This is a genomic window from Pseudomonas sp. (assembly GCF_050739655.1).
Lineage (GTDB): Bacteria > Pseudomonadota > Gammaproteobacteria > Pseudomonadales > Pseudomonadaceae > Aquipseudomonas.
In genome coordinates, this window is sequence record NZ_JBOIBY010000656.1 from 1 (window position 1) to 6,581 (window position 6,581).

6 protein-coding genes are annotated in these 6,581 nt (G+C 61.7%); 3 read left to right on the plus strand and 3 right to left on the minus strand.

The window, feature by feature from the left end; genetic code table 11:
- Together ACRESJ_RS31215 and ACRESJ_RS31220 are read right to left on the minus strand one after the other, a co-directional pair.
- Window positions 1-1,841: aminotransferase class I/II-fold pyridoxal phosphate-dependent enzyme (locus ACRESJ_RS31215; RefSeq protein ID WP_431761344.1), on the minus strand; the 1,841-nt coding region annotated here is incomplete at its 3' end.
- Window positions 1,819-2,064 (minus strand): hypothetical protein, encoded by a 246-nt coding sequence (locus ACRESJ_RS31220; RefSeq protein ID WP_431761345.1) that lies wholly within the window; start codon window positions 2,062-2,064, stop codon window positions 1,819-1,821. The genes ACRESJ_RS31215 and ACRESJ_RS31220, both read right to left, overlap by 23 nt.
- A gap of 17 nt (window positions 2,065-2,081) precedes the next feature.
- Between ACRESJ_RS31220 and ACRESJ_RS31225 the strand changes: the two genes are divergently transcribed.
- From ACRESJ_RS31225 to ACRESJ_RS31235, 3 genes are read left to right on the plus strand one after another with little or no spacing between them, the layout of a single operon-like run.
- Entirely contained in the window at window positions 2,082-3,620 is a 1,539-nt protein-coding gene (locus ACRESJ_RS31225) for an efflux transporter outer membrane subunit (RefSeq protein WP_431761346.1), read from the plus strand.
- Window positions 3,613-4,734 (plus strand): HlyD family secretion protein, encoded by a 1,122-nt coding sequence (locus ACRESJ_RS31230; protein ID WP_431761347.1) that lies wholly within the window; start codon window positions 3,613-3,615, stop codon window positions 4,732-4,734. The genes ACRESJ_RS31225 and ACRESJ_RS31230 overlap by 8 nt, the downstream gene beginning before the upstream one ends.
- Window positions 4,724-5,758, plus strand: coding sequence for a DUF2955 domain-containing protein (locus ACRESJ_RS31235; RefSeq protein ID WP_431761348.1), 1,035 nt, complete (start codon window positions 4,724-4,726; stop codon window positions 5,756-5,758). The genes ACRESJ_RS31230 and ACRESJ_RS31235 overlap by 11 nt, the downstream gene beginning before the upstream one ends.
- Here the strand turns inward: ACRESJ_RS31235 and ACRESJ_RS31240 are convergent.
- Window positions 5,743-6,198, minus strand: coding sequence for a hypothetical protein (locus ACRESJ_RS31240; protein WP_431761349.1), 456 nt, complete (start codon window positions 6,196-6,198; stop codon window positions 5,743-5,745). The genes ACRESJ_RS31235 and ACRESJ_RS31240 overlap by 16 nt on opposite strands.
- Window positions 6,199-6,581: the final 383 nt, after the last annotated feature.

Genomic DNA, 6,581 nt, shown 5'->3' on the forward strand with positions numbered 1-6,581 from the left:
ATGGTCCGGCCTTCTTCGGCGAGAGAGCGGATCACCCGCAGCACTTCCCCGACCAGTTCCGGGTCGAGTGCCGAGGTGGGTTCATCGAACAGCATCACCTTGGGCCGCATGGCCAGGGCTCGGGCGAGGGCCACCCGTTGTTGCTGTCCCCCGGAGAGAAACGCCGGGTACTCGTTGCGCTTGGCCGCCAGCCCCACGCGTTCAAGCAAGGCTTCGGCCCGTTCAGTGGCCTCCGCCTTGCTCTCACGCAGGACCTGGGTCGGCGCCTCGATGAGGTTTTCCAGCACCGTGCGATGGGGCCAGAGGTTGAAGTTCTGGAACACCATGCCCAGGCTCGAACGGATGCGAACAAGCTGTTTGGCGTCGGCCACCAGCGGTGCGCCGGGGCGGGTGTGATTGAGGTGAATACTTTCGCCGTCCACCAGAATTCGGCCCTGATCCGGTACTTCGAGCATGTTGATGCAGCGCAGCAAGGTGCTTTTGCCCGAGCCACTGGCGCCGATCAGCGAGATCACTTCACCTTCGCGGGCCGTCAGCGACACGCCCTTAAGCACTTCGATATTGCCGAAGCGTTTGTGCAGTTGCTCGACTTCGATCATGGTCCGCGCGGCGACAGGCTGGACCGGCGCCTCGGTTGCCACACTGGTGATCACCGGCCGGGGCGCTTCCCCTTTCAATACCTGAACGAAATCGCGAATTCGCTGACAGGCCTCCGCCAGGCGCTCTTCACCCAAGGTAAAGGACAGGCGCACAAAGCCTTGCGCAGGCTCACCGAAAGCGGCGGCATCGAGCACCGACACCCGCGCTTCACGCAATAGACGCCAGGCAAATTCCAGCGACGTAAGGCCTGTGCCGCGCACATCCACCAGCACGAACATCCCGGCATCCGGCTTGAGCACAGAGATTCCCGGGCAATCGGCCAGCCCCGCCACCACCAGATCTCGGCGGCGGCGATAGATGTCACGCATGCCGTGGGTCACTTCATCGTGTGCCTGGACAGCTTTGAGTGCGGCTTCCATGACGAACCCGGGCAAGCCGTACAGCATGCTCAGCACCAGCGTTTCGGCATGCACGACCAGGGCGGGGTTCGCGATGATCCAGCCGATTCGCCAACCGGTCATGGCATGGGATTTCGACAGGCTGCCAATCACCACGCAGCGCTCGGCCATGCCTGGCAACGCCGCCAGGCTCAGGTGTTCACGCTCGAACGACAGGCTCTCGTAAACCTCATCGACCACTACCCACAGATCATGGGCGATCGCCAGGTCGGCGATGGCTTGCAGCTCTTCGCGGTTGAGCACCACGCCGGTGGGGTTGTTGGGGTTGGACAGGAAAATCGCCCGCGTACGCGGGGTGATGGCTTTCGCCAGCACGGCCGCATCGAGGCGGAAATCATCGGTCGCCGCACACGGCACGCGCACCAGCGTGGCGCCGGAGGCTTTGAGCGTTGCTTCGTAGGTCACGTACATCGGGTCGAGGGCAATCACTTCGTCGCCGGCACTGAGCAGGCACATCGACGTGACGTACAAGGCGTTCTGCGCGCCCGCCACGGTAATCACGTTTTCAGCTTGCAGTTCACGGGCGAAGAGCTTGCTGTAGCGCGCCGCAATGGCCTCGCGCAAGGCTGGGCGCCCGGCAATCTCGGTGTAGTGGGTATCCCCTTCGCGCAGCGCCTGGATGGCGGTATCGGTGATGAAGTCGGGGGTGGGGAAATCCGGGTCGCCGACACTGAGAATGATCACATCCTCCCCCCGCTGCTGCGCTTGGTAAGCCGCGTAGTGAATATCCCAAGCGGCTACGCCTTGGCCCGAGATCCGCTCAACAAAGGGTGAAAACCGCATGCCAGTGCCTCGTTCGAATAGAAGAAACGCAAGCCCGCAACCAGCCGGGAAAGAAGGTGGAACGAACATAATCTAGGCTGAACACTCGTTCAACAGAAAACTCATCGGGGTGCGCGTTCAGCGTAAACAGGTCGTTTTTACGACAGTCACGGCGTTTTTGCGTATCGATGCCTTGAATCAAAGCAGTCGTCATTCTGGCGTCTATGCTGCTGTGATATTCCATGGTCGGGAAAATCCACGATGCATCCAGCAACACGCCAGCTGCCGCTGTTTGCCGTGCTCGTACTCGCCGGCTGTGTGCGCTTAGGGCCGGACTTTCAGCCACCCGGCGAAGCCTGGGTCGATCACTGGAACACTCCGGCTCTTGAGCACGCCAGCCAACGGGCAGTGCATCCAGATCTCCGTCAGTGGTGGCAAGTCTTTGCCGACCCGGTGCTGGATCAGTTGATAGCCGAATCCGACGCCCACAACTCCAGCCTGAAAATCGCCGGTTTGCGCGTCATGGAGGCCCGCGCACAATTGGGCATCGCCCAGAGCAATCTTTATCCGCAGCTGCAGCAGGTCAGCGCTGACAGCCTGTACGTCAAGCGTCGACAGTACGGCGGCAACAATCCGGTCGACCGCAACTTCTGGCAGCACAGCGCCGGCTTTGATGTGGGTTGGGAACTGGATTTCTGGGGCCGTTTCAGTCGGGCCATCGAGTCGTCCGATGCCAGCTATTTCGCCGCCGAGGCCAACTATGAGGACGTGCTGGTGCTGCTGCGGTCGCAAGTCGCCGACAGCTACTATGCCCTGCGCACCACCGATGCACGCTTGCGTGTGGCCCAGGAAAACGCCCGGCAGCAGCAGCGCAACTATGAGATCACTGAAAAGCTGTTCAAAAGCGGGCAGACCGCCGAACTCGACCTGCAACAAGCCAAGACTCAGTATCTGGGCACCTTGAGTACGATCCCCCTGCTGGAGGATCAGATCGGGCGCATCCGCAATTCGCTGGTTGTATTGATCGGCCGTCCACCCGGCGCATTGCCTTTGCTGGTCGACAACACCGAATTGATCCCGCTGGTCGACCGCGCCGTACTGCAGGACGTCCCGGCCAATCTGCTGTTGCGTCGGCCCGATGTACGCGCAGCCGAGCTGAATGTCGCCGCCCAGTCCGCGCTGATTGGCGTGGCCGAAACTGATTACTATCCGTCGTTGACGCTGCTGGGCAGCATCGTCTGGTCGGCCGATACCCTGAGCGGCACGTCCCGCAACCTGGATCTGGTCGGTGGTCCGAGCCTGCGCTGGAATGTGTTCGACTATGGCCGGATCAGCAACAACGTACGCGTGCAGGATGCGCGCTTGCAGCAATTGATCGAGGTTTACCGCGACAAGGTACGCCAGGCTGCCCGGGAGGCGGACGACGCGGCCAACGGCCTGACCCGTTCACTTGAGCGCGAACACATCCTGCGAGAAGCCGAAGGCGCGGCCAAACGCTCATTGGAGCTGGCCAACTCGCTGTATCGTGAAGGTTATTCAGACTTCCAGCGCGTGCTCGATGCCCAACGGGCGCTACTCGATGCCCAGGACAACTACCTGCTCAGTCGCGGCGATGCGGTCAGCAACGTGATCGCCCTGTACAAAGCCCTGGGCGGGGGGTGGTACAGCGCCCAACCCAAAGTCGATGCACAGACGCGCCAGCAAATGGAACAACGCACCGACTGGGGCAACTTGCTGAACGACCCCGCCGCCGACAAGCCCGTTTCCCAATTGCCCAACCAGGTGAAAGACCATGAGTGAAGCCGCGCCCTCCCCGCCACCTGAGCAACCCGCCGCCGACCCGACGAAAAAAGGCATCAAGTGGGTGTTGCTGCTGATCATTTTCAGCCTGGCCTGGTACCTGTTGGCAGATCGCTTCACGCCTTATACGCAACAGGCACGGGTCGGCGCGTTTGTGATTCCGGTGGCGGCGGAAGTCGCCGGCCGGGTCATCCGCGTCAACGTACGCAACAACCAGGACGTCAAGGCCGGAGAAGTGATCTTCGAGATTGACCCGCAGCCGTACCAGATCGCCGTCGACCGTGCCCGCGCGGACCTGGAATCCACTCGCCGGCAGATCGGTGCCAGCACCGCCGGTATTGCCTCAGCCCAAGCCAATCTGCGGGCCGCACAGGCCAACGAGCTGAAAGCGCGCCAGGACAATCAGCGGCTTGAAGGCTTGTATCGCGATGACCCAGGGACCATTTCCGTGCGCCTGCTGGAAGTGTCGCGGGCCAACCGCGAAGCCGCCACCAGCCAGGTCGCCGCAGCTCGCGCCGAAGTACAGCGCGCCCGTGAGCAGGAAGGTGGCAACGAGGAAGACAACGCCCTGCTGCGCAGCGCCGCCACTGCGCTATCGAAAGCCGAGCTCGACCTGACCAACACGCAGGTCCGAGCGCGCTCGGCGGGTCTGATTACGGACTTGCGCACTGATGTCGGCCAATTTGCGGCGGCCGGTAATCCGGTGATGACCCTGATTGCAATCCACGATGTGTGGATCAGTGCCGACATGACCGAGAACAACCTGGGTTTGGTCAAGACCGAGACGCCGGTGTCGATTGTGCTGGATGCCCTGCCCGGCGAAGTCTTTGAAGGTCGCGTGCGCAGCATCGGTTATGGCGTCGCCGTTGGCCAACCCACTGCGCCCGGCAGTCTTCCGACCGTGCAAAACAGCCGCGACTGGTTGCGCCCCGCCCAGCGTTTTCCAGTGGTCATCGAGTTTTCCCCCGAGTCGCTGGCGATGCTGCGTGACAACCGCAGCATTCGTGCCGGTGGTCAGGCCGAGGTCATGGCTTTTCCTTCTGAGGGCAATCTGTTGAATCCGCTTGGCCATGTGTTCCTGCGGCTGATGAGCTGGATGTCGTATGTTTACTAAGCCGCAGCGCGCGCCGAGGGTTCAGCGTGCGCTGCGCCTGGCCAGTGGCACAGCGATATGCCTGGCCGTTAGTTTTGGCCTGGCGCTGCCGATCCCTTTTTTGGCACCGGTACTGTGTGCGCTGTTGTTGGCCTCAGCCAATCGCCCGTTGCCCTTCAAGGCGGCCGTCATACTCGCACTGGCCGCCATGCTGACCACCGGCATCGGCCTGCTGCTGATCCCGGTCCTGCGTTACTACCCCAACAGCGGCGTGCTGTTGATTGGCCTTGGCCTGTTTGTGGTGTTTCGGTTTGGACTGCGCGGTGGCAATAACCTGATCGTGACGTTTCTGGTGATCGGCCTGACCATGATCTCATCGGCGGGGGTTGCCGACTTTGGTTTGGCGGTGACCGTCATCACAGCCATGGTCGCGGGCCTGTTCCTGGCCGTCTTGGTGGGCATGTTCAGCCATTGGCTGTTCCCCGAACCCGACAACGCCCCAGCGCCACCCGTCGCGCCGACCTTCCCTGCGAGCGAAGTGAACCGCATCGCCTTACGGGCCACCCTGATCGTGATACCGGCCTTCCTGATGGCACTGATCGATCCGGCCACTTACCTGCCGATCGTCCTCAAGGCGGTCAACCTGGGGCAGCAGAGTTCGACAACCTCAGCGCGCAACGCCGCCCGAGAACTGATCGGTTCGACCCTGCTCGGCGGCCTGTTGGCCATCCTGTTCTGGTGCGCGCTGAGCCTGTTCGTGCACCTGTGGATGTTCTTTCTATGGATGCTGCTGTTCGCCCTCATCGTGGCGCGCAAGCTCTATGGCCTGAACCCGAGCCCGCTGAGCCCGGGGTTCTGGCTCAATAGCCTGATGACCCTGATTATCCTGCTGGGCCAGTCGGTACAGGACAGTGCGGCGGGCAAAGACGTACAAACCGCTTTCGCCGTGCGTATGACGCTGTTCATCGGCGTGACGCTTTACGCGTGCTTGATGGTTTATCTGCTGGAACAGCGGCAACAGAAGCAGGTTCAGGGATTGACCTGATAACCCTTGCCTTGCAGGCAACTGGTATAGGCCGTCGAGGTGTTCGCAGTGTTGGTTTTCTCCTGCGCGCGGCGCTCCTGGCGTTGGCGCGAACCACCTACCACGACACCCGCTGCTGCAGTCTGCTTGGCACGGTCCTGGCGATAATCCTGCTGTTTATCGCTGTCGACGCGATCGTAGAACTCGTCATGCTGACGCCCGCGCACCTGAGCCGCGGTGGCTCCCGCCGCCGCACCCGCCGCGGCGCCCTTGACCCGCCCGCCCGAAGGCGTCGACGAGGTCGATGCCGTTTGGCTGGCGGCAATGTTGTTGCACTCGGTGATGTCCGTTTGGGTCTGTTGCGAACTCTGGCCTTTCATCGGCACCACCGATTGTGCCCAACCCTGGACACTGAAAAACGACAATGCGATGCACAGGCTGATAGGTGACAAGCGTTTCATGATGACCTCCGACAGCTGCCGGATTGGGGGAGTCCAGAGAGTGTAGTCCACCATCGGGCTAGCTCCGGGTAACGTTTCGACCATTGCAGGGTGTCAGTAGGTAAAGATGCCGAATGTGATGGCCCCATCGCTGGCAGGCTAGCTTCCACAGGTTCTTGTGTCAGCCACATATTTGCGAACGATGCAAAACCTGTGGGAACGTGGCTTGCCCGCGAAGCGGCCGGCACATCCAATATTAATGGTGCCTGACACACCGCCTTCGCGGGCAAGCCCGCTCCCACAGGTTCCTGTGCCAGCCACATCATTTGTGAACGAAGCAAAACCTGTGGAAACGTGGCTTGCCCGCGAAGCGGCCGGCACATCCAATATTAATGGTGCCTGAC